The 17,602-nt window shown below is 68.5% G+C and carries 17 protein-coding genes and 1 riboswitch; of the genes, 10 read left to right on the top strand and 7 right to left on the bottom strand.

The window, feature by feature from the left end:
* Window positions 1-415: 415 nt before the first annotated feature.
* The 3 genes from AC3EO7_RS33965 (at window position 416) to AC3EO7_RS33975 (ending at window position 2,658) form a co-directional block, all read left to right on the top strand.
* Window positions 416-865, top strand: coding sequence for an Rv0361 family membrane protein (locus AC3EO7_RS33965; protein ID WP_431968014.1), 450 nt, complete (start codon window positions 416-418; stop codon window positions 863-865).
* 35 nt (window positions 866-900) lie between these two features.
* Window positions 901-1,015: riboswitch (SAM riboswitch) on the top strand.
* Between the two features lie 15 nt (window positions 1,016-1,030).
* Window positions 1,031-1,447: a rhodanese-like domain-containing protein gene (locus AC3EO7_RS33970; RefSeq protein ID WP_431968016.1), complete on the top strand. Its 417-nt coding sequence runs from the start codon at window positions 1,031-1,033 to the stop codon at window positions 1,445-1,447.
* Complete coding sequence (locus AC3EO7_RS33975; protein WP_435593437.1) at window positions 1,444-2,658, top strand: O-succinylhomoserine sulfhydrylase; 1,215 nt, start codon at window positions 1,444-1,446, stop codon at window positions 2,656-2,658. Before AC3EO7_RS33970 ends, AC3EO7_RS33975 begins: the two co-directional genes overlap by 4 nt.
* Before the next feature lie 24 nt (window positions 2,659-2,682).
* On the opposite strand, the gene AC3EO7_RS33980 is transcribed toward AC3EO7_RS33975, so the two are convergent.
* Together AC3EO7_RS33980 and AC3EO7_RS33985 are read right to left on the bottom strand one after the other, a co-directional pair.
* Window positions 2,683-3,657 carry a hypothetical protein gene (locus tag AC3EO7_RS33980; protein ID WP_431968020.1) on the bottom strand — a complete coding sequence of 325 codons (975 nt, stop codon included), beginning with the start codon at window positions 3,655-3,657 and terminating at the stop codon, window positions 2,683-2,685.
* A gap of 170 nt (window positions 3,658-3,827) precedes the next feature.
* Complete coding sequence (locus tag AC3EO7_RS33985) at window positions 3,828-4,310, bottom strand: DUF456 domain-containing protein (RefSeq protein ID WP_435593438.1); 483 nt, start codon at window positions 4,308-4,310, stop codon at window positions 3,828-3,830.
* A 158-nt stretch (window positions 4,311-4,468) separates the two neighbouring features.
* Between AC3EO7_RS33985 and AC3EO7_RS33990 the strand changes: the two genes are divergently transcribed.
* The gene (locus AC3EO7_RS33990; protein ID WP_431968024.1) at window positions 4,469-5,569 is read left to right on the top strand and encodes a CaiB/BaiF CoA transferase family protein; all 1,101 of its coding nucleotides are present in this window, start codon (window positions 4,469-4,471) and stop codon (window positions 5,567-5,569) included.
* Between the two features lie 70 nt (window positions 5,570-5,639).
* Here the strand turns inward: AC3EO7_RS33990 and yczR are convergent, their stop codons facing one another.
* Window positions 5,640-7,136 carry a MocR-like transcription factor YczR gene (gene yczR / locus AC3EO7_RS33995; RefSeq protein ID WP_431968026.1) on the bottom strand — a complete coding sequence of 499 codons (1,497 nt, stop codon included), beginning with the start codon at window positions 7,134-7,136 and terminating at the stop codon, window positions 5,640-5,642.
* Window positions 7,137-7,198: 62 nt separating this feature from the next.
* On the opposite strand from yczR, the gene AC3EO7_RS34000 reads away from it, so the two are divergent.
* The 4 genes from AC3EO7_RS34000 to AC3EO7_RS34015 all read left to right on the top strand — a co-directional run bounded on the left by AC3EO7_RS34000 (window position 7,199) and on the right by AC3EO7_RS34015 (window position 9,965).
* Window positions 7,199-7,504, top strand: coding sequence for a hypothetical protein (locus AC3EO7_RS34000; protein WP_435593439.1), 306 nt, complete (start codon window positions 7,199-7,201; stop codon window positions 7,502-7,504).
* A 48-nt stretch (window positions 7,505-7,552) separates the two neighbouring features.
* Window positions 7,553-8,110, top strand: coding sequence for a methylated-DNA--[protein]-cysteine S-methyltransferase (locus tag AC3EO7_RS34005; RefSeq protein WP_435593440.1), 558 nt, complete (start codon window positions 7,553-7,555; stop codon window positions 8,108-8,110).
* Between the two features lie 189 nt (window positions 8,111-8,299).
* Window positions 8,300-9,124 (top strand): alpha/beta fold hydrolase, encoded by an 825-nt coding sequence (locus tag AC3EO7_RS34010; RefSeq protein WP_431968032.1) that lies wholly within the window; start codon window positions 8,300-8,302, stop codon window positions 9,122-9,124.
* Window positions 9,125-9,323: 199 nt separating this feature from the next.
* Window positions 9,324-9,965: a DUF998 domain-containing protein gene (locus AC3EO7_RS34015; protein ID WP_431968034.1), complete on the top strand. Its 642-nt coding sequence runs from the start codon at window positions 9,324-9,326 to the stop codon at window positions 9,963-9,965.
* Between the two features lie 61 nt (window positions 9,966-10,026).
* Here the strand turns inward: AC3EO7_RS34015 and AC3EO7_RS34020 are convergent, their stop codons facing one another.
* The 3 genes from AC3EO7_RS34020 to AC3EO7_RS34030 form a co-directional block, all read right to left on the bottom strand.
* Window positions 10,027-10,302 carry a hypothetical protein gene (locus tag AC3EO7_RS34020; protein ID WP_431968036.1) on the bottom strand — a complete coding sequence of 92 codons (276 nt, stop codon included), beginning with the start codon at window positions 10,300-10,302 and terminating at the stop codon, window positions 10,027-10,029.
* Window positions 10,303-10,467: 165 nt separating this feature from the next.
* Window positions 10,468-13,068, bottom strand: a complete 2,601-nt coding sequence (locus AC3EO7_RS34025) for a helix-turn-helix transcriptional regulator (RefSeq protein WP_431968038.1) — start codon at window positions 13,066-13,068, stop codon at window positions 10,468-10,470.
* Between the two features lie 91 nt (window positions 13,069-13,159).
* Complete coding sequence (locus AC3EO7_RS34030; protein WP_431968040.1) at window positions 13,160-14,449, bottom strand: adenylosuccinate synthase; 1,290 nt, start codon at window positions 14,447-14,449, stop codon at window positions 13,160-13,162.
* Between the two features lie 272 nt (window positions 14,450-14,721).
* Between AC3EO7_RS34030 and AC3EO7_RS34035 the strand changes: the two genes are divergently transcribed.
* Both AC3EO7_RS34035 and AC3EO7_RS34040 read left to right on the top strand, forming a co-directional pair.
* Complete coding sequence (locus tag AC3EO7_RS34035) at window positions 14,722-15,381, top strand: hypothetical protein (protein ID WP_435593441.1); 660 nt, start codon at window positions 14,722-14,724, stop codon at window positions 15,379-15,381.
* Window positions 15,378-16,163, top strand: a complete 786-nt coding sequence (locus AC3EO7_RS34040) for a site-2 protease family protein (protein WP_431968044.1) — start codon at window positions 15,378-15,380, stop codon at window positions 16,161-16,163. The genes AC3EO7_RS34035 and AC3EO7_RS34040 overlap by 4 nt, the downstream gene beginning before the upstream one ends.
* 290 nt (window positions 16,164-16,453) lie before the next feature.
* On the opposite strand, the gene AC3EO7_RS34045 is transcribed toward AC3EO7_RS34040, so the two are convergent.
* Window positions 16,454-17,602, bottom strand: coding sequence for an FUSC family protein (locus AC3EO7_RS34045; RefSeq protein ID WP_431968046.1), 1,149 nt, complete (start codon window positions 17,600-17,602; stop codon window positions 16,454-16,456).

The raw sequence follows: 17,602 nt of genomic DNA on the forward strand, positions 1-17,602 counted from the left end.
GGTCGCCGCGGTGTGAGCTTCAGGCCTCTGTTCGGTCATCTCTTACGCGCACCCTTATGGTCGAAACGTTCAATGGCGTCCGTCTTAGCTTAGGCTAAGTTGACGGACCGCTTGTTTGCACCCTGCGCCACGAGCGCTGGTGATGCTGGCTCGTGGCTCCACGGTCCCCAGGTCGCATACGACGGTGCACTGCCATATGGCTACGGCAGCAGATCTCAATCTCGCGATTCTATCGGTGCTACCCATGGTCACCCGCGCCGGTGCGGTGAACCAGCCGGCCGCCCACCTGCGCGGGCGTCGTACCGGTTCGCTCTCTTCTCCACCATAGCGGCGTCGAGGGGGCCGCTACGAGGGCCGCGTGGCCCACGGCGGGGCCGGGCGTCGGATACCCGCGCCGACCAGGGATGATCGATCCATGACCGAGCAGCAGTCCCCCGACGAAGACGAACCGATCGTCGTCGATCAGACCGACAAGCGTTCCCTCGCGCCGTTCCTGGCCGCGGCCGTGCTCGCCGTCATCGTGCTGGTGGCCATCGGGCTCGGCGGCGTGCTCTCGCCCGCTGAGAAAAATGTCACAGAGGCCGAGAAGATCGCGGGCGCGGTCGGCAACTTCGTCGAGGGCGCCAACAACACCGATATGGTGCCGCCACCTGGTACCGGCTGCGCCGAATTCGACCCCGCCAAGTCGCCGTTGGCCGGGCAGGAAGGTGTCGGCAAGACAATCGAACTCATCGCCGTCACCGATCAGACCCTCAACGGCGATCGGGCCAAGGCCACGGTGACCACGAGGGTCGACGGCAAGGAGTACACCGCGACCTGGAACCTCACCAGGACCGACGGCAAATGGCTGGTCTGCAATGTTTGACACGGTGACCTCGGTGCAGGCAATCTCAGTCCCTAGGTCATGAGAACCAGCGCCAAGCCCCGGCTGGCTGGTCGGCAACCCTCCTCCGCGGTGGGGTGCTCCGGGTGACGACCTGGCCGCGCACCGAACCTGGTGCGGCAAGTGCGGATTCACAGGAGGTTCCAGATGAGTTATGCCGGTGACATCACCCCGCAGCAGGCGTGGGAAGTGTTGCGCGACAACCCCGCCGCCGTCCTGGTGGACGTGCGCACCGAAGCGGAGTGGCGCTTCGTCGGAGTGCCCGACACCAGTTCGATCGAGCGGCCCACCGTGCTGATCGAGTGGGTGGACGGCACCGGCACGCGCAATCCGCAGTTCACCGAGCAGCTGAGCAAGGCGCTGGAGAGCCGCGAGCCGGAGGCGCCCGTCGTCTTCTTGTGTCGCTCCGGCCAGCGTTCTGCGCACGCGGCCACCATCGCCACCCAGCTCGGCATCGGGCCGTCCTACAACGTGATCGAGGGCTTCGAGGGCTCGCTCGACGCGTCCGGACATCGCGGCGCGACCGGCTGGCGCGCCACCGGCCTGCCCTGGCGGCAGTCGTGATCACCGGCGGCGCGTTCGACAAGCCGCTGCCCGAGGGCGTCGGCCCCGCCACCCTCGGCGTGCGCGGCGGCCTGCGCCGCTCCGGCTTCGAGGAGACCTCCGAGGCGCTGTACCTCACCTCCGGCTTCGTCTACGAGAGCGCGGAAGCGGCCGAGGCCGCGTTCACCGGCGAGGTGGAGCACTTCGTCTACTCCCGCTACGGCAACCCGACCGTTGCCATGTTCGAGGAGCGGATCCGCCTGATCGACGGCGCCGAGGCGGCGTTCGCGACGGCCAGCGGCATGTCGGCGGTGTTCACCGCGCTCGGCGCGCTGCTGAAGGCAGGCGATCGGCTCGTCGCCGCGCGCAGCCTGTTCGGGTCCTGCTTCGTGGTGTGCAACGAGATCCTGCCGCGCTGGGGCGTGGAGACGGTGTTCATCGACGGTGAAGACCTCGACCAGTGGGAGCAGGCGCTGTCGGTGCCGACCACCGCGGTGTTCTTCGAGACGCCTGCCAACCCCATGCAGACCCTCGTCGACGTGCGCCGGGTCACCGAGCTCGCGCATGCCGCAGGCGCGAAAGTGGTGCTGGACAACGTCTTCGCCACGCCGCTGCTGCAGAAGGGCTTCGAGCTCGGCGCCGACGTCGTCGTGTACTCGGGCACCAAGCACATCGACGGCCAGGGCCGTGTCCTCGGCGGCGCCATCCTCGGCTCCCAGGAGTACATCGACGGCCCGGTGAAGACGCTCATGCGCCACACCGGCCCCGCGCTCAGCCCGTTCAACGCGTGGACCCTGCTCAAGGGTCTGGAGACGATGCCGCTGCGGGTGCGTCACAGCACCGAGTCCGCGCTGCGGATCGCGCGTTTCCTGGAGGGCAACAAGTCGGTCAGCTGGGTGAAATACCCATTCCTGGAATCGCATCCGCAGTACGACCTGGCGCGCGGCCAGATGTCCGGCGGCGGCACGGTGGTCACGTTCGAGTTGAACGCACCCTCCGACGAGGGCAAGAAGCGCGCTTTCGAGGTGCTGAACCGGTTGCGCGTCATCGACATCTCCAACAACCTCGGCGACGCCAAGACCCTCATCACCCACCCGGCCACCACCACCCACCGCGCCATGGGCCCGGAGGGCCGCGCAGGCATCGGCCTCTCCGACGGCGTGGTCCGCATCTCCGTCGGCCTCGAGGACGTCGAAGACCTCCTCGCCGACCTCGACCACGCGCTGAGCTAGGCCCTCGCAGCGGCTTCACACGCTTCACAGGGGTTGTTGCGCCTGCGAAGCGTGTGGAAGGTCTGCGGGGTACCAGCTTCCGATACGGGAAGCGGTACGGAGGTCGGCGGCGCGCGTCAGGCGGGTCAGCCAGGGAGCGTTGGGGGCTTCGAGTTCGGCCCAGGTCCAGCGGACTACGAGCCAACCGAGGGCGCGCAGCGCGTCTTCGCGGGCTTTCTCGGCGATCACCACGTCTTCGGCGGTGCGCGGGCCTCGGTGTGCCGCACGGTATTTCATGAGGCCGTCGAACTCGCCGACGACGCCGAGTCCGGGAAACAAGAAGTCGACTCGGGCGATACACGTACCCTCCGGTGTGGTGATTCGCGCCTGCAACTCCGGGTTCGGCAGGCCGGCCGCTCGTATGGCGACTCGGCTTCGTGACTCGCCCACGCTTTCGGAGCGGCCGTCCATGGAAGCGATCGCGCGACGGGCGGCGGAATTGCCCGGTCGCCCCTTCGAGCGGCCGAGCTGTTCGAGCAGATCGGCAGGGGTGACCGCACCGAGCCGTAATGCACTGTCGCCGACCACTACTGCCCGCTCGAAGGGGATCGTGCGAGCAAGGTCGACCACTGTTCGCGCCGCACTGGTCATCGTGAGACCGCCGCACCGCACGACCTCGTCGGCCTCGATTCGGGCGGCATGCAGAACGACCTGCCGTGATGTTCGAGCACCCGCCGAGCGGTCGCGGGTCAGGTGCACCCGGTGCGTCGGCACATCCCAATGCGAAAGCCCATGGGCCATCGCGGCCGAGATATGACTGACCACGGCCTTCGGACTGGAAACCTGACATACAGCACGGGCCAGCGCCAAATGCTTCTCCTCGGCCGACAACTCAGCCATCCGCCCGGCATTCAGATATGCGCCGCGCCGCACGCGCCGCCACTCGAGGCCGTGCAACTCCCGATCGGTGAACCCCTCGGCGATCGCCCGCCCCCGCTGTACCGGCACCGGTATGTCCATACCTCGGATCGTCCCGCACACCTACGACCCGAACACCCATCTCCGCCCCCACCTGTGCACAACCCGCCAATTGTGTACAACCCTTCCCAAATCGGGTCCTCGCAGAGACTTCACACACCTCGCAGCGGTTGCTGCTGCTGCGAGGTGTGTGGGCGAGCTGCGAGGACGGATCAGGTGAGGGTGATGCCGAGAATCCAGGTGGCGGTGGCCAGGAGGGCGCCGAGGAGTTCGATGAGCATGGAGAGGCCTACGCCCTTGAGGGCGTGTTTGGTTGTGTGCCAGGCGGGTTGGTTCTGGCCGAGGCGTTGGAGTTCGGAGAGGTAGACGCCGAGGACGAAGCCGACGAAGAGGCCGACGACCGGGATGACGAAGAAGCCGACGACGCCGAGCACCGCACCGAGGAACAGGGCGCGGTTGGAGACGCCGGCGTCCTTCATCTTGCGGCCCGGCCAGGTGTATTTGACGATCCCGGAGAGCACAAGGAAGACCGTGCTGATCGCGAAGACGGTCCACGCGGTGGCGCCGCCGGTCATGATCGCCCAGGCCAGGATCGCGCCGAAGACCAGGATCACCCCGGGGAGGATCGGCACGATGATGCCGAGCAGGCCGACCAGGATCAGGAGGCCGATGACGACCTCGCCCCACACGCTCATGCTGGGATTCTCACCTACCGGGCCGCCCGGTGCACGACGGAGGGTTCCGATAGAAAGTGGCGGCGTTATTGTCATACTGTCAATACATCCGCGGGTGCTGCCCGGGGGACCGCACCGCCGGGCGGTGCGCAGGGATCAACGACGAACCGAGGTAGGGCGTGACCACACCATCCACCGCCACCAAGCAGGGCCCGCTCGCGGGCATCAAAGTTGTCGAGCTGGCCGGTATCGGCCCCGGTCCGCACGCCGCGCTGTTGCTGGCCGATCTCGGCGCCGACGTGGTGCGGGTGCAGCGGCCGAATCTGCTGCCCGGGTTCATGGAGCGTCCGCAGTGGCGCGGCCGGACCATCGTCGAGGCGAACCTGAAGGATCCGGCCGACATCGAGAAGGTGCTCGGGCTGATCGAGAAGGCCGACGTGCTCATCGAAGGCTTCCGTCCCGGCGTCACCGAGCGCATGGGCCTCGGCCCCGACGAGGCGCTGGCGCGCAATCCGCGACTGGTCTACGGACGGATGACCGGCTGGGGCCAGGACGGCCCGCTGGCCGACCGCGCGGGCCACGACATCAACTACATCTCGCTGACCGGCGTGCTGAACGCGATCGGCCGCAAGGGCGAGCGACCGGTGCCGCCGCTGAACATGGTCGGCGACTTCGGCGGCGGCTCGATGTTCCTGGTGTTCGGCATCCTCGCCGCACTGGTGGAACGGCAGAGCTCGGGCAAAGGCCAGGTGATCGATGCCGCGATGATCGATGGCGCGCTTGCCCTTTCGCACATGATCTGGGGCATGCGCGGAGTCGGCCTGTGGTCCGACGAGCGCGGCACCAACCTGCTCGACACCGGTATGGCCTTCTACGACACCTACGAGACCTCCGACGGCAAGTACATGGCCGTCGGCGCGATCGAGCCGCAGTTCTACGCCGAACTGCTGAAGGGTCTGGAGATCGACCCCGAGGGCCTCCCGATGCAGATCGACCCGAACGGCCAGGACCAGCTGAAGAAGCTGTTCGCGGAGAAGTTCAAGACCAAGACCCGCGACGAGTGGGCCGCGGTCTTCGACGGCACCGACGCCTGCACCACCCCGGTGCTGACGCTGACCGAGGCCACCGAGAACGCGCACATCGCCGCACGCAACGGTCTGGTCGACATCGACGGCGTGGTGCAGCACGCGCCCGCGCCGCGCTTCTCGCGCACCCCGGCCGCCATCCCGACCCCGCCGCCGACCGAGGCGACGCCGATCGAATCCGTTTGGGCGGACTGATATTTCCGCCGCGAACGCCCCGTGGCCGAACGGTCACGGGGCGTTCGCTTTCGGGTGCGGCCCGCGAAACTCAGTAGCAGGTGAGCGGATTCAGCGGATCGGCAGCGCGAGGGGTGAGCGCCCCGTAAGCGGAGGCGACGGCTTTCACCGCCAGCCGCAGATCGGCCTCCTGATGCGTGAACGGCAGCCGGAGGAACCGCTCGAAAGCTCCCTGAACGCCGAATCGCGGTCCGGCGGCGAGCAATACGCCGTGATTGGGCGCGGTGGCGGCGAGCGCGGTGGACACCGGGGCGGGCAGCTGAGCCCAGACCGACATCCCGCCCACTCCCGAGCTGATCCGCCAATCCGGCAGCTCTTCGGCCAGCGCTTCGCGCAAAGCGGCTCGCTGGCTGCGCAATTGATCGCGGCGGCGGTCGAGAATGGTGTCGGCGTGCTCCAGCAGGTGCACCGTGGCGAGCTGATCCATCACCGGGGTGCCGAGGTCGACAGTGGAACGAATGCCGAGCAGCTTGGTGATGAGTGTCTGGTTGGTGCGAATCCAGCCGACTCGCAGACCACCCCAGAACGACTTGGACGCCGAACCGATCGTGATGATCTCGGCGCCCTTGGCGAACGCGGCGACCGGCGGCGGCAGGGTGTCCACGTCCAGCCCGAGGTCCACCATCGACTCGTCGACGACGACCGTCATGCGGGTCTCGCGCGCGATGGCTGTCAGTTCCGCGCGACCTTCGGCGTCGAGCAGCATGCCGGTCGGGTTGTTGAAGTCCGGGACGAGGTAGGCCAAGGTGGCCGCGGTTTGCCTTGCGGCGCTGCGGATTCCGTCCAGATCCCAGCCCGAGTGCGGGCTCTCCGGCAGCAGCGGCACCGGGACGGGACGCGCACCGACATCGCGGATGGCCTCGATGGCGTTCGGATAGGTGGGGTGCTCGATCAAGACACGAGCGGCCGGTGCGGTGAGCACGTTGAGCAGCAGGCGCAGGCCGTGCTGGGCGCCGAGCGTGATGAGGATCTGCTCGGGCTCGGTGGGCAGTCCGCGCTCGGTGTAGCGGCGGGCCACCGCCTCGCGCAGCGCGAGCACGCCGACCGGATCCATGCCGTGGGTGCCGAGATAGGCCGGAAGTCCTTGCAGCGCGTCGGAATACGCGTCCTGCATCTCGCGCGGCGCGGCCATCGCGGCGTAGGTCATGTCGATGGTGGTCAGCTCGGGCTGCGCCATCAGCGCCAGGATGCTGCGCGCCGGTTTGGTGCCGTCGTGCGGCACCGCAGGGGGCAACGCCACGGTGCTGCGCGAGCCCTGGCGGCTGATCAGGTAGCCGTGCTCGCGCAGCAGCGCGTAGGTCGAGGTGATGGTCGTCCGGCTGACGCCGAGCGTGCCCGCCAGGTCGCGTTCGCTGGGCAGGGCGACGCCGAGCGGCGCGCGGCCGTCGTGGATGAGCAGCCGAATGCCCTCCGCGAGGGCCAGGTACGCGGGACGAGCCGCGCGCCGCGCCGGGTCGTCGTCACCGGCGCTGCGCCAGCTGCCCAAATCGCGCGCCAGGCTGGCCGCGCCGATCACTCGTGTCGCCATAAGGTCCAGTATTGAGGGATTGGATATTTATTGGCAAGGCCAGTTGGCGGAACGTGTCCAGTATGACCGCCCTGCTCACCTTCCTCGTCGCCGCCGCGTTCTGCTACGCGATCTACCACTACGCGCCGAATCGCACCAAGGACCTATTCGAGCTCGAGCGGTTCCGCCCGCTCGGCTCGCTCCTCGACGCCCGCCCCTCGCACTACGATGACCTGCGGCAATACTCGGATCTCGCGGCCATGCGCGGCCGCGACCACGAGCCGGAGCCGGAGTTTTCGCCGTTGCGGCCTTCGCTGGCCGCCGTGCTGCGGCGAAGCCATGACGCGAGCCGGAGCGCGGTTAAGGCCAGTTCTGAAAAACTGGCCTGATATCCGGCAACAACGGGTTTTGTCGGTGCCGGGGTGCACACTGACGGTATGAGTGAGTCCGCTCGCCCGGCCGTCGCGGCGCTGTTCGACACCGAGATCGGGGTGTGCGCGATCGCTTGGAGCGGTGACGCCGTGTTCCGGTTCCAGCTGCCCGAGGCGGACCGGGAGGCCACTCGTGCCCGCATCACCCGGCGGCGTGCGGGCGCCGAGGTGCCAGAAGGCGCACCGACCCCCGTGATCGCCGAGGCCATCGCGGGCATCCGCGCCCACCTCGCGGGCGAGCTGGACGACCTGCGCTGGATCCCCCTGGACACCAGCGCGATCCCGGAATTCCACCGCGCCGTCTACGCGGTGACCCGCGCCATCGACCCCGGCCACACCCTCAGCTACGGCCAGGTCGCGAACCGCGTCGGCGCGCCGGGCGGCGCGCAGGCGGTCGGTCAAGCGTTGGGGCGCAACCCGATTCCGCTCATCATCCCGTGCCATCGGGTGCTCGCCGCGGACAACGGGCTGCACGGGTTCTCCGCGCCGGGCGGGATCTCCACAAAGGAACGACTGCTGGAGATCGAGCGGACGCCGGGATTCGGGGAGCCGACGTTGTTCTGACGCTCGGAGGGTCCCGGCGGATACCGAAACCGGCGTTGATGCGTGGTCTTCGCACCGGGCGGCTTGCGCCGTTCTCGCCGACGACGGACTCCGGCGGCGTCGTACCCGCCCACGGCGGATAGCGTTGCTCATTGCGAATGATTCGGCGAGTTCGCGCCGTCCGACGACCGACCGAAAAGGAGCGCAGGCATGGAGACAGTCACTTCCGCGGACGGGACGACGATCGCGTTCGACCGCGTCGGCGACGGCACGGCAGGCACGGTGATCCTGATCGGCGGGGCGTTCGGGTATCGGACGTTCCCGAAGATGGTGCAGCTGTCCGAGGCGCTGGCCGAGGGGTACGGACTGACCGTGATCAACTACGACCGCCGGGGTCGCGGCGACAGCGGGGACACTCCCGGCGTGTACGACGTGGACAACGAGATCGACGACATCGCCGCGCTGGTGCGGGCGGCGGGCGGGTCGGCGGCGTTGTTCGGCTGGTCGTCGGGGGCGGTGCTGGCGCTGCGCGCGGCGAGCTCGGGACGGGTGCCCGGCATCACGAAGGTGGTGGCGTTCGAACCGCCGATCGTGGTGGATCGCTCCGAGCGCGTTCCGCCCGCCGACCTGGACGTCCGGCTGCACGAATTGATCGCGGACGACAAACGCGGCAAGACGGTGCGGTACTACATGACCAAGGCGATGGGCGTGCCGTGGACGATGGTGACGGCCATGCGGATGACGCCGTTCTGGAAGAGCCTGAAGGCGGTGGCGCCGTCGACCGCGCACGACTGGGCCGTCGTGCGCCAGTACATGCGCGGTGAGCGGCTGCGCGCGGCCGACTGGTCGGGCGTCACCGTGCCGACGTTGGTCGTCGCGGGCGCCGACAGCGCCGCGCTGCTGAAGAACGCGGCCAAGGCCGTCGCCGCGGCACTGCCCGACGCGAAGCACCGCGAGCTGGCCAAACTCGGCCACGACCCGAGGATCGACATCCTCGCCCCCGCGGCGGGGGAATTCCTCACCACAGCCCAGTGATGAAGTACCGCAGCGCAGCGACGAAGTACCCCCCAGCGCAGCGACGAAGTACCCCAGCGCAGCGATGAAGTACCCACGCAGCGATGAATTCGCATCCGCAGCGATGAAGACCTAGCGGAGCGATTAGTTCGCGGGCGGGGCGCCGTCTACACCCGTGACGGCCCGAAGCGGCCGATGACAACCCCGCCGAGGAGTACTCATGAAGACCGAAAAGCTTTTGGCCGCAGGCATTCTCGCCACCCCGATGTTCTTCGTCGTCGCGCTGGCCCAGGCGTTCACCAAGGACGGATTCGACCTGCGCGAGCACATGATCAGCCAGCTGGCGATCGGCTCGCTCGGCGGAATCCAGATCGCGAACTTCCTGGCGACGGGCGCGCTGTTCGCGCTGATGGCGGTCGGGCTGCGCCGCCGCCTCACCACCGGGATCGGAAGGGTGTGGGTGCCGCGCCTGGCCGGGGTGTTCGCCGCCGGGATGATCGGCGCGGGGGTCTTCGTCTGCGACCCGTACCAGGGTTACCCGGTGGGCGCCACCGAGGTGATGACCTGGCACGGCACGCTGCACGGGGTGTGCGCGGCCGTCGCCGGACTGTCGCTGGTCGCGGCCATCGTGATCCTGGCGCGGCGGTTCCGCAGCGAGCGGCGCACTGGGGCGGCCGTACTCGGCATCGTGATCGCGGTGGTCTACATCGTGCTTCCGGTGTCGATTCCGGCGCTCACCAGCATCACCTTCGCGATCGCCTCGTTCCTGGCCTGGGGTTGGGTCGCGGTGTTCGCGGCCGGGTTGCGCACCGAGCGGGTCGCGAACCCTGTCGTCCCGTCCCGTGGGTTGCAGCCCGCCTGAGTGCCGATGGACGAAGCCCCGGGCCCCTGATTTTCGAATCAGGGGCCCGGGGCTTTCCCATTCACTGTTCCGGCGGATGCTGCCGGTAGAACTCGCACGCCTCGCCGGTGAGATAGCCGTCCATGCAGGCGAAATACGTCTGGATGCAGCTGTTGGTCGTACAACCGAGCTCGAGCAGTCGCTCGTGGATGCGCCGGTTGCGCTCCTGCTGGGGGTTGAGCGCGGGCGCGGTGCTCACCACGGCTGACGAGGGCACAGGCGTCCCCGACTGGGTGCACCCGGACAGCGCCGTGAGCGCGACCGCCGCCACACCCATCGCCACTGTCCACCGCACCATGCTCGACAACCCTTCTCGATCGCTTAGAGGTGACCGTACCCCGTCGGCCCCGGTCATTCGATCCGGTAGCCAGTAGGTGGCCAGAGATCCGACGCACGCCCGAACGCTCCGCGCTGTGGATGCCGCAGCTCGACGAACGCGGCTGCCCACGACCAGCTCGAAGCGCTATGCGGACGATTCCCCACGCATCAACGCCCCCAGCGACTCGCGGTCGGTGACGTCCATCTTGATGCACGCCCGATACAGATGCCCCTCGACGGTGCGGACGGAGACGGTGAGCCGGTCGGCGATCTGCCGGTTGGACAGACCGGCCGCGACCAGATTCGCGATCTCGCGTTCGCGGGCGGTGAGCGGCAGCGGTTGAGCGGCCTTGCGCAGGGCGGGGGTGGCGGCGCCGCCGCAGGCCGCGGCGAGTCGGTTTGCGGCCGCGGCGGATTCGAGGAGGCGGCGGCGGTCGCCCGCCCGCTCGTGCGCCGACGCGGCCTGCGCGGCGGAGTCGGCGGCCGAGAGCACCGCGCCGATGGACTCGAATTCTGTTGCGGCGGCGTCGAGTCCGGGGCCGTCGTGGGCGGCCAGCGCGACCGCGTGTTTGGCCTGAACCTGGACGAGCCGACCGTCCACCCGAGCCGCGAGGTCCGCGAGCCTGCCCGCCACCGAGTGGTCACCGAAGCGCGCTGCGGTGTGCAGCGCCATCGCCTCGATCGCGTGCTGGTGCGAACGCGCTGCCGCGTCGGCCGCGCCGATCGCCAGCCGGACGGCGGGGGTGACGGTGCCCTCGGCGCCCGCCACGCAAGCCTTGGCGATCTCCAGCTGCGGTTCGTAGACGGCGCTGTGCCTGCCGCCGCGCCGTACCGCCTCGGCCACCGATTCGGCGGCGTCGTGCGCCCGGCCCAATGCCGAATACGCTTCCGCCAGACGGATTCTCGCCGGGAACAACCACGCCGCCGCACCCTCGGTGGTCAGCGCGGCCAGTGCCTGCTCCAGATGTTCGATACCGTCGATGAAACGTCCCTGCGCCACATCGACGGTGCCCTGCAAGATCTTGGACATGCCCCACGCCAGATACTGACCGGGCGCGGTGTAACCGAAATACGGTGTGGCGCAACGCCTCGCGGCCTCGAACTCGCCGCTGTAGATCAGCGCCAGCACCTCGGCGTGGGTGGACATGAACCGGTTGAGCCCGTCGATCTCGAGCTCCACCTCGTGCCCGCGGGCGGCATACTGCCTGGCCGCCTCGGCCTTGCCCATCAGCGCCAAGGCCAGCCCGCCGCCGAAGGACGCCCACCAGACCGCCCAGTGCGGAGCGCCTTTGGTGGTCATCACCGACTCGGCCTCGGAGAACGCGTCCTCGATGCGGTTCTCGTTCACCGCGCACGCCGAGGCCAGCCCGGCGAACGTGGCGATGATCTTCGGATGCCGCACCCGCTCCCTGACCTGGGCGAGCACCTCGTCGGCGCGATCGGCATCGCCCATGGCCCATAACAGGTTCGACACCCGGGTGCTGCCCCAGCGGGCCAGCTGCACCTCGTTGAGGTTGTCGGCGTCGAAGCTGGCCAGCGTGCGTTCGGCCTCGATCCGATGCCCCTGCCACAGCAGCGCCCTGGCCAGCAGGTCGGCCGACTCGACACCGCCGCGCCGCTCCACCGCCGCCCTGGCGAACCGTTCGCCGAGCGGCAGGTTGGCCAACCCGATGGCGTCGGCGGCGGCCGCCTCGAAGAGCTCCAGATCGGCGGATTTGTCGCTGTCCAAGGCCAATTCGGCCAATCGTATACGGTCGGCGGCGGAATTGATGCGGCGCTCCTTCAGCGAGGAGTACAGCCTGCCGCGCAGCCGCCGCGCCGACGCGATGCCGAGCCTGCGCCGGATCACCTCGCCGAACAGCGGATGGTTGTAGCGCACGATGAGCTGGTGAGCGTTCTCCACAACCCGGATCACACCGCGGGTTTCGGCGGCCTCCACCGCGTCCTCGCCCGCCAGCTCGGCGAGCACGTCGAGGTCGATCGGTTCGCAGAAGGTGAGCAGCTCGAGCACCCGAAGCACCTGCTCGGGCAACTGCTCGACCCGATCCTCGAGCAGCGCAGCCAATTCCGAGGTCACCGCGGCGCGGCCGCGCAGCTGCCAGACGCCGTTGACCTGGCGCAGGGTGCCCGCCTCCAGCGCGCCCTCCACCAAATGCCGCAGAAACAGTGCGTTTCCGCCGGAGGACTCCCACATCAGATTGGCGGTGAAGCCCTCGAGCTGACCGCCGAGCATCGACTCCACCAGGTCGACGCTCTGCGACTGCGTGAACGGGTTGAGGTCGACGCGCAGCAGGTGCCCGTCCTTCCACAGCGAGGTCACCGCGTCGGGAACCTGCACCCCGCTACGCACGGTGGCGACGATATGGGCGGCTTTGTCGATGGCCAACTGCAGCAGCAAGGTTGCGGACAGTTGGTCCAGAAGATGCGCGTCATCGACGCCGATGATGGTGTGCCCGTCGGCGAGCAGGGCCTCCCGCGCCGCGGACATGAACGTGACCGGGTCGTGTGCGGTGTAGACGCCGACCATGTGCGCGAATACGCCCAGCGGAATACTGCGGGCCGACTCCGTGCCCGCTACCCACCGAATATTCCCGCCGACCGCCGCGGTCGCCTGTCTGGCCAGCGTCGTTTTGCCCACCCCGGCGTCACCGGTCAGGACCGCACCCACATACGCCGATCCGGTGAGCGCGGACCGAATCGCCTCGAACTCGGTCTCGCGCTCGATCATCGGCCAGTTCCGAGCCATGATCTAACTGTAGTTCTTCGCCGTTCATGATCGAAGGGAACTGCGAACGGCAACCGCTCTCAGCGCGTCGTGAGCGGAAAAACGCTGTGGTTCAGCCGAGGACGTCGTGTCGAACGATCGTTTGGTCGCGGCCGGGCCCGACGCCGATGCAGGAGATCCGCGCACCCGAGAGCTCCTCGAGCCGCCGCACGTACGCCTGCGCGTTGACGGGCAGGTCCTCGAAGGTTTTCGCGCCGGAAATATCCTCCCACCAGCCGGGCATTTCCTCGTAAATCGGCTTGGCGTGGTGGAACTCGGTCTGTGTGGTCGGCATCTGCTCGACCCGCTGACCGTCGATCTCGTACGCGACGCAGATCGGCACCCGGTCCAGGCTGGACAGCACGTCCAGCTTGGTGAGGAAGTAGTCGGTGATGCCGTTGACGCGCGTGGCGTAGCGGGCGATCACCGCGTCGAACCAGCCGCACCGGCGCGCACGGCCGGTGGTGACGCCGACCTCGCCGCCCTGCTTGGCGAGGAATTCGCCGTGCTGATCGAACAGTTCGGTCGGGAAAGGACCCGAGCCGACGCGGGTCGTGTAGCACTTCAGGATGCCGAGCACCGTGTTGATCTTGTTCGGTCCGATGCCGGAACCGACGGCCGCGCCGCCCGAGGTCGGGTTGGACGAGGTGACATACGGGTAGGTGCCGTGGTCGACGTCGAGCAGGGTGCCCTGAGAACCCTCGAGTAGCACGGTTTCTCCGCGCTCGAGCGCCTCGTTGAGCTGCAGCCTGGTGTCGGCGATGCGGTGCTTGAAGCTGTCCGCCATGGAGAGCACTTCGTCCACCACCTGCTGCGGGTCGAGCGCGCGGCGGTTGTAGATCTTCACCAGCACCTGGTTCTTGAACTCCAGGGCGGCCTCGACCTTCTGGGTGAGGATCTTCTCGTCGAGCACGTCCGCGACGCGCACGCCGACGCGGGCCACCTTGTCCTGGTAGCACGGGCCGATGCCGCGGCCGGTGGTGCCGATCTTCTTGTTGCCGAGGAAACGCTCGGTGACCTTATCGATGGCCACGTGGTACGGCATGATCAGGTGCGCGTCGGCCGAGAGCAGCAGGCCCGAGGTGTCGACGCCGCGATCCTCCAGCCCGGCCAGCTCGGCGAGCAGCACGGCGGGGTCGACCACGACACCATTGCCGATGACATTGCGCACACCCGGAGTGAGGATGCCGGACGGGATGAGGTGTAGCGCGAACTTGTCGCCGTTGGGCAACACCACCGTGTGACCGGCGTTGTTGCCGCCCTGGTATCGGACCACCCATTGCAGCCTGCCGCCGAGCAGATCGGTTGCTTTGCCCTTACCCTCGTCGCCCCACTGGGCGCCGATGAGGACGATTGCCGGCATGGTCGTGTCTCCTACGGTTCGACGCGCAACACACTTGTGCTGCAGCTACCTGCCGTACTGAGGCGGTGGCCGGAAGCACAGTTTACCGAATGGCCTAGGGCACCCCGGTGGGAAGGCACCCTACGCCGGTCACAATGCCGACTCGGCCCGGGCACAACGGGTTGAACACGGCTATGGTTGCTGCGGGCGGACCGGGGCAGCGTGCCCGCCTGGATAGGTGCGAGGGAGCCGGCGGGGTGTGCCGGCAGGATCCAAGGAGGGTGTACGGCAGTTTGAGTACCCATGTTCTCCGCTGTGATGGCGCGCCCGTCCCGATCGCCCTCGCCGCACTGCCGACAACTCAGACGGCCGCAATCCCCGACACCGCGGTGATCGACGAGCTCCTCCCGGTGCTCGCCGCCGACAGCCTGCCGCGCCTGATCGTGCTCGGCGAAGACGCGGCGCTGGCCGCGGTGCTGACCCACCTGATGCGCACCGAGCGGCTGCACGTCGAGATCGGTTACGTGCCGATCGACAAGACCTACGGCTCGCGCGTCTACCAGACCGGCACCGGCAACGCCGCCGCCAAGCGGGCGATCGAGGGCAAGGCGACCGAGACTCCGCTGGTCCGCGACGACACCGGCAAGGTGCTGATCGGCCGGGCGACCATCACCGGCCCCGGGGGCGCGAAGCTGGAAGGCGAGGCCTACGTGGACGACACCCAGCTGTTCTCCGGCAAGGTCGCCGCGATGCACGTCTCCCCGACCCTGAACCTGCCCGGTGTCCGGGCGACCGTGCGGAAGGGTCTGCGCAAGCGCCGCTGGGTCGCGGGCCGGGCCGCGCAACTCGGGACGCCGGGTGCGGTGGTCACTCGTGACGGCATTCTCACCGAGCGCCCGGTGCCGCGCTCGACCTTCTACCGGCACAACGAATCCTGGCTGTTGGTGCGATGAATTACTCCTTCCCGCAACGCCGAACGGGTCTCGGCGCGGTTCGCCCGAGCCCGGTGTTCCTGCTCGTCGTCGCGATCACCATCGTGGGCGGCGTGCTGGCCTGGGCGTCGGACTACGGCTCGACGCGGGCCGACGTCGGCGTGTTCGTGCTCGTGGTGGCGGGCTGGATCGTGACGCTGTGCCTGCACGAGTTCGCGCACGCGTACATGGCTTGGCGCGCAGGCGATCACGAGGTGGAGCTGCGCGGATACCTCACGCTGAATCCGTTGAAGTACTCGCACCCGCTGCTGTCGATCGTGCTGCCAGTGGTTTTCATCGCGCTCGGCGGATTCGGTCTGCCCGGCGGCGCGGTGTACGTGCACACGCACAGCGTCAGCGCACGGATGCAGCGGCTGATCAGCGGCGCGGGCCCCGCGGTCAACGCGGCCTTCGCGGTGGCGCTGCTCATCGTGGTCGAGGTGTTCGGCAGCCAGACCTCGCACGCCGCATTCTGGTACGGGCTGGCGTTTCTCGCCTTCCTCCAGGTGACCGCGGCGGTGCTGAACCTGCTGCCGATTCCCGGTCTCGACGGATACGGGATTCTCGAGCCGTCGCTGAGTTATCAGACCAGGCGCTCGCTGGATCAGCTCAAGCCACTCGGCATGCTGCTGCTGTTCGCGCTCATTCTGACGCCCGCGGTCAACGAACCGTTCTTCGACGCGATCTACACCATCTGCGAGGTGTTCGGCGTCGAGTCGTCGTGGATCGCCAGAGGCGCAGGCGCCGTGCGTTTCTGGTTGTGAGAATCGGCCGCCCGGCCCTCGCCGGGGCCGGGCGACCTTGCTCCGCACGACGTCGCCGCGCCGCTACCCGCCCGGCCACCACAACCGCTATGGCCGGTGCGTCGCCGCATCGTCGTGCGAAGTGTTCGACCGCAACACCCCTCGTTGTCGCGGTCACGAAACGAGATTAGGGAGCGGGGCGCGGCCGGGCGCGAGTAGTGGACTACCCGAAGATCGGCTCGGCGGTGCCGCAGCAGCCGCCGAATACGTCGCGGGCGGTGCGATTGTCCGAAAACCGCTGAGTAGCTGAGTCAATCCTCCGGGCGCACATAGGGATTCGGGACCGTCGGCGGCAACAGCGCGATCGCCGAGATCCGTTTCATGCCACACACCTGCATCAGGTCGACCACGATCGAACGCACCTGCGCGAACACCACGTGTGCCGAAAGTCCGGCTCCCGCCACGAGTTCCGGCCGCGCGCCCTTGGCGACCGTGCGCAGCACCCTGGCCGCCTCCGCTTGATCGGGCTGCTCACCGGGGTCGGCCAGCATCATCTTGCGCACCACCTCGACGGCCTGGGCGAGCCGCTCCACCTCGTCGACCAGGCGCGGGTCGAGGATTTCGTCGTCGCGCACCAGGCTGAGCGAACGACGCAGCAGCACCCTGGTATTGCGGACGGCGTTGTCGAGCGGGTCGGCGGTGGCGTGAATGCGCTCCAAGCGGGGCCGAGAGTTCCAGTACAGCGGGGAGATTCGGCTGATCTCGCGTCCGCCCTCCAGGCTGGAGCGCAGCGAATCGATCTGCGACTGCGTCGCGCGCGCGGCCGAGAGGCCTACGCGGATCTTCTCCGGATCCTGCTCGAGCAGACCGTCGGCGCACTGGGTCAGCGATTTACCCATCACCGCAAGGATTTCCGCCGCGTGCTCGCGGGCGCGGCGCACCGGATGCAGCGGAATCGCCGCGACGATCACGACCCCGACCAGCCCGCCGATCAGCGCGTCGATCATGCGGTCGAAGCTGCCGCCCGCCGAAGGCGGCATCAGTGTGGCGACCAGCACCGCCGAACCGGCCGCCTGCATGGTGATGATGGACCCGCCGTCGAGGAACACGGCCAACGCCATGGCCACCGCGACCACCAGCGCGATCTGCCAGACGCCGGTGCCCGCGCTGGAGATGAACAGGTCGCCGATGCCGATGCCCACCGCGACGCCGACCACCAGCTCGATGGCGCGCTTGAGCCGAGCGCCGAACGAGATGCCGATGGAGACGACCGCGGCGGTCGGCGCGAAGAACGGCACCGGATGGCCGACGATCTGGTGCGCGATGAACCAGGCCAGCGCCGCGCCCAGCGCGCACTGCACGATCGGGAGAGCCGACAGCCGCAGGCGCGCCCACGCGCCGCGCAGTCGCTCGGCGCCGCCTGCCGTGGCGACGCCGAAACGCGAATCCGGGTCGATCAA

This window comes from Nocardia sp. bgisy118 (assembly GCF_057708605.1).

Coding starts and splice junctions, on each gene's coding strand:
- AC3EO7_RS33965 (WP_431968014.1), top strand. CDS start 416: ATGACCGAGCAGCAGTCCCCCGACGAAGACGAACCGATCGTCGTCGAT.
- AC3EO7_RS33970 (WP_431968016.1), top strand. CDS start 1,031: ATGAGTTATGCCGGTGACATCACCCCGCAGCAGGCGTGGGAAGTGTTG.
- AC3EO7_RS33980 (WP_431968020.1), bottom strand. CDS start 3,657: ATGGACATACCGGTGCCGGTACAGCGGGGGCGGGCGATCGCCGAGGGG.
- AC3EO7_RS33985 (WP_435593438.1), bottom strand. CDS start 4,310: ATGAGCGTGTGGGGCGAGGTCGTCATCGGCCTCCTGATCCTGGTCGGC.
- yczR (WP_431968026.1), bottom strand. CDS start 7,136: ATGGCGACACGAGTGATCGGCGCGGCCAGCCTGGCGCGCGATTTGGGC.
- AC3EO7_RS34000 (WP_435593439.1), top strand. CDS start 7,199: ATGACCGCCCTGCTCACCTTCCTCGTCGCCGCCGCGTTCTGCTACGCG.
- AC3EO7_RS34005 (WP_435593440.1), top strand. CDS start 7,553: ATGAGTGAGTCCGCTCGCCCGGCCGTCGCGGCGCTGTTCGACACCGAG.
- AC3EO7_RS34010 (WP_431968032.1), top strand. CDS start 8,300: ATGGAGACAGTCACTTCCGCGGACGGGACGACGATCGCGTTCGACCGC.
- AC3EO7_RS34015 (WP_431968034.1), top strand. CDS start 9,324: ATGAAGACCGAAAAGCTTTTGGCCGCAGGCATTCTCGCCACCCCGATG.
- AC3EO7_RS34020 (WP_431968036.1), bottom strand. CDS start 10,302: ATGGTGCGGTGGACAGTGGCGATGGGTGTGGCGGCGGTCGCGCTCACG.
- AC3EO7_RS34025 (WP_431968038.1), bottom strand. CDS start 13,068: ATGGCTCGGAACTGGCCGATGATCGAGCGCGAGACCGAGTTCGAGGCG.
- AC3EO7_RS34030 (WP_431968040.1), bottom strand. CDS start 14,449: ATGCCGGCAATCGTCCTCATCGGCGCCCAGTGGGGCGACGAGGGTAAG.
- AC3EO7_RS34040 (WP_431968044.1), top strand. CDS start 15,378: ATGAATTACTCCTTCCCGCAACGCCGAACGGGTCTCGGCGCGGTTCGC.